This window comes from Collinsella sp. HCP3S3_D1, assembly GCF_052064015.1.
Classification (GTDB): Bacteria; Actinomycetota; Coriobacteriia; order Coriobacteriales; family Coriobacteriaceae; genus Collinsella.
On the sequence record NZ_JBQHWK010000032.1, the window covers coordinates 1 to 3798 of the forward strand.

The 3798-nt window shown below is 66.8% G+C and carries 5 protein-coding genes; all 5 read right to left on the minus strand.

Translation table 11 applies throughout. The features are described from left to right. Window positions 1–73: 73 nt before the first annotated feature. A complete protein-coding gene (locus ACTNDJ_RS08825; RefSeq protein WP_441083560.1) occupies window positions 74–1096 on the minus strand; it encodes a major capsid protein in 1023 nt (340 codons plus the stop codon). 3 nt (window positions 1097–1099) lie between these two features. Beyond that, entirely contained in the window at window positions 1100–1489 is a 390-nt protein-coding gene (locus ACTNDJ_RS08830) for a hypothetical protein (RefSeq protein ID WP_441069377.1), read from the minus strand. Between the two features lie 2 nt (window positions 1490–1491). Further along, window positions 1492–2115, minus strand: a complete 624-nt coding sequence (locus ACTNDJ_RS08835) for a hypothetical protein (RefSeq protein ID WP_441042083.1) — start codon at window positions 2113–2115, stop codon at window positions 1492–1494. Between the two features lie 36 nt (window positions 2116–2151). Continuing rightward, the gene (locus tag ACTNDJ_RS08840; RefSeq protein WP_441042081.1) at window positions 2152–3018 is read right to left on the minus strand and encodes a hypothetical protein; all 867 of its coding nucleotides are present in this window, start codon (window positions 3016–3018) and stop codon (window positions 2152–2154) included. A 7-nt stretch (window positions 3019–3025) separates the two neighbouring features. Further along, the coding region (locus ACTNDJ_RS08845) for a phage portal protein (RefSeq protein ID WP_441083561.1) at window positions 3026–3798 on the minus strand (773 nt) is incomplete at its 5' end.

A 3798-nucleotide genomic window follows, 5' to 3' on the forward strand; every position in this document is an offset into this window, starting at 1 on the left:
CCGCCACGGCGGCGCGCCCCCGGCTCCCCAGTGGCGGGGGGGCCCACCACAGTGGTAGCGATGAGAGTGCTCATCACAGCACCTTCACGGCCATCGACAGGTTCGCGTTCGCGAGGACCGGCAGCGCGATCGCGTCACCGACCACCTCGGCGATCATCGGCACCGTCTGATGCCGCCACAGCCCTGCGACGAGACCCGGCATCTCCGCATCGACGAGCGAGAACTTCGGATCGGTCGCGGTCAGGGTCTGACCCCAGAACGTGGCGCCGAGCTCGGTCCCGTTGTAGTCATCGATGGCGGTCGGCTCCGGCAGGAAAAGCAGCGTGTCGTCAGGGATGACGCGCCCGCTCTTCGTGCGCCGGTCGTAGATGATGATGTCGGGCAGGCCGGCTGAGGACACGATGCCGCGAACATCCTGCTCCATCGGGCGGCGGAACGCCCCAGCAGCGGTCTGGCCCTGCATGACCTTAAGGCCGGACAGGGCGCGGAACACGCGGCGCGGCATGACGATCGCGCCGGGTTCGGTGCCGTTGCGGGTGGAGTACAGGTCCATCCACGTCTCGAGTTGGGTCAGTCCGTCCGTGGTGTCGGTCGACCAGAGGGCGTTCGCGGTGATGGTCAGGTCGGCGTCTCGACCGAAGTCATCGCTGGTCTTGTAGTTCGACTGCGTGATGGTCGCCTTGCCTGTGGCGAGCACAATGCCACGCATCCGCTCCACCGCATCAGCGATAGCCAGCACGCACCGGTCGGCAGCGCGGAAGCCTGCGTTACGGATCGAGTCGTCAGAGGCGTTCCGGTGCCGCAGCTGGGCGTACTCGCTGATGCGCTCCTTGCGAGACACAGCAGGCAACTCGATGATGACACGACCCTCGGGCGGGGTGTCGCCGATCTCGGGCTCAGCGTCGTAGGCGCGCCACTTCGCCTCATCCACGAGACCGTTCTGGCCCTTGTGGAAGCGGGCGGAGATGTCGTCCACCTCCCGGTTCGGGAGGAACTGGGCGAGCGAGCCCTTGCGGCGCTCGATGGCCGACAAGCCCTCACGGACATAGCCGGTGAGCTCGGCAGGGTCGATCAGGTCAGTCCACAGTTCAGCCATGGATCAGCCCTCCTTCACGAGGTCGAACTTCGACGCGTCGGAACCGGTTTGCGGCTCGACGTGCGCCTTGGGGAGCTTGGAGACGTTGATCGAGCCGTGCCACACGACGGGCACCGCGAGATCAGAGACCCCATCGGTAGCCTCGTCGGAGAACAGAAACCCGAGCTTCTCGCCCGAGGCACCCGTCCACGGCTCGATCGCGCCGAGGTTGGCGATGTTGAGCTCCAGGCCGGACGGGAAGAACCCCTTGGGGTAGTGCCCATCGGTCAGGCTGGTGCCCTTGGTGAACTTCGACACGTCGAGCGTGCCGGTGTGGTTGTTGACAATTGCGTGAGCCGAGGCGAGCCAGGAACGATTCCCGCCCGAGAACGACTCAACCTTCATGCGAGGCATGGTCACTCCTTCTTCTGATGTAGTTGCCGGTAGGCGTCGCGGCCCGCTTGAACGGTGCCGCCCTTGTTGGAATCGCCCCCACCTCGCCCGATGGACGGGTCCGGCTTGGGGCCGCGGGGCTTCGCGCCGTCGCTGCCGGTATGGTCGGCGGGTGCCAGCCGTGCCGCGAGGGCATTTAGCTGGTCTTCGCTGGTCGTCGCGACCAGAAGTTTGATGTCGTCCTCGGCGGTGATGCCGTGGGAGCGGGCCGCCCGTTCGACGGCCAGCTCGTGCTGCATGTGCTGCATCTGCGCCGCAACGTCCTCGACCGTCACCTTGGTTGGGTCGGGGGTCTCCGCGCCGGCGATCGCTGCCAGGCCGCGTTTCAGTTCCGACATCTGCTGCTCGAGCGCCTTGCGTCCGTCGCGTTCCCTCTGGAGGGCGCGGAGGCCGCTGTCGCCGAGCTTCTCGTCGGCCTTGTCGGCCTTGTCGTCATCCTTGGGCGCCTCGGGGGCCTTGCTGCCGTCGGAGGGTTCCTTGGGGGCCTCTGGGGCGCTGTTGTTGTCGGCCAGCATCGTGAAGCCGCCGAACAGGGCGCGGTGAGTGTCGATGATCTGTCGCAGATCGTCGGGCGTGTGGTGCGGCATCGTGCCACCTCTCTGGGGTTGGGTGCGCTGACTCGCTCAGCGCATGTACTTGTGTTTCCGCAGTAGCTGGATCGCCATGTCCTGGTCGTCGCCCGCCTTGGCGTAGATCGCTTTCGGGGTCCAGCGCTCCATCCTGCGAGCGCCGTACATGGTGCGGGCGCCGTTGGCTCGCAGCACCGACTTCTTTTCGCCGTCCTTGGTGATGCGGACAGCCGGCTTGGCGTTGATGACTTGGTTGATGTCAGCGCCGTCCTCGATCGCCCGAAGCTGGTCTCGGGTGAGGTCCTTGATGTCGGACACGTCCAGCGGAGGCACTGAGGGTTTATCCCGGTCACTGACAGCCACCAGGCGTCCATCGCAGCCGGGGTGCCGCGTGAACGACCTCGTGCCAGGCTTGAACAGCTTCCCGACGAGCACCGCGCACCGCTGGCACATCGGGGCGGGGTCCACGAACATCAGCGACGTGCGAGCCCTCCCAGTCGCCCCGACCATGGCGGCGTTACGGCCGGCTTCCGACACAGCCCAGTGGGCCATCGTCTGCGCCACCCTGCCGCCAGCGGCCAGCTTCTGAGTGGCAGTGCCCGGCGTCGCCCTGGCTGTGATGACAGCCGGATACAGGAGGGCGGGGATTGTGAGAACTGCCCCTGACGTTGGGTGCTCCGCCCATCCGCCGAAACCAGCCGGGTCGACCTCCGCCAACGCCTTCTCTGGGTATCCGGAGCGGTACAGGTCGTCGTCCACGCTGGCAGCGCCAGCAGCAGCGGCACCGATCTGCGCGGCCACCACCAATCGAGACAGAGGCGTCAGCTTCAACTGCCATTGAGCAGCCCAGTCGCCGCTCGCGCGGATCGTGCGCCACTCGCGGCCCACCATCGTGGCAGCGGCCCGCGAACGGGCCAGCATCGCCTTCTCAGGCGACTGTGGTGACATCGCCCGGAGCCGCCATCAGCGCCTGCACCAGCGGGTCGGCATCCTGCTCGCGGAAGTAGGCCCGCTCCCGTTGCTTGCGCCCCTCGTCCCATCCCAGTTCGTCCCACACGCCCTCGCGAGAGAGGATCGGCACGCCGCCAGCCATCTTCGTGAGGGCGTCGGCTCGCTGTGAGTAGGTGGGGGTCGCGGGATCGTGCCACAGCGCCCTGATCTCGTTGCCGGGGAGCCATTCGCCGGTGCGGAGGCGTTCCCGCAGGCCCATCACCCACGCCCACGAGTCACCGTCGTACACGTTCATGCGCTCGACGTTGCGGATTAGACGGGCCTCATCGGCGCGGATCGCGCCCTCCGACGCAGGATTGACGGTGTCTTGACCGAGGTAGCGGGTCGGGAGCCCCAACATCCCGCCACACCAGCGCAGCATCGCGTTCACGGCGTCGGTAAAGTTCGACAGTTGCGCCGCGTCCCACGACCCGAACTTGGCGTCCTTGTTCGACGTGACCTTGAGGATGGTCATGTATGCCTCCCACGTCGCCATGGGTTTACCCGTCTTGGGGTTGATGAAGTCTTCCTTCTTGACGCCAGCGGCCCACCGGTGGGGCCACGCCAACGCCTCAGCGCCGATCTGCGTGTTCGTGATGATGCGGGCGATCGCGTCCGTCATCGGGATCACGTCCGCCATCTCTGACACGCCAGTCCAGCGGCCCGTGCGGGGCCGGTTCAGGAACATCACGACCGGCACTCGGCCAAGCC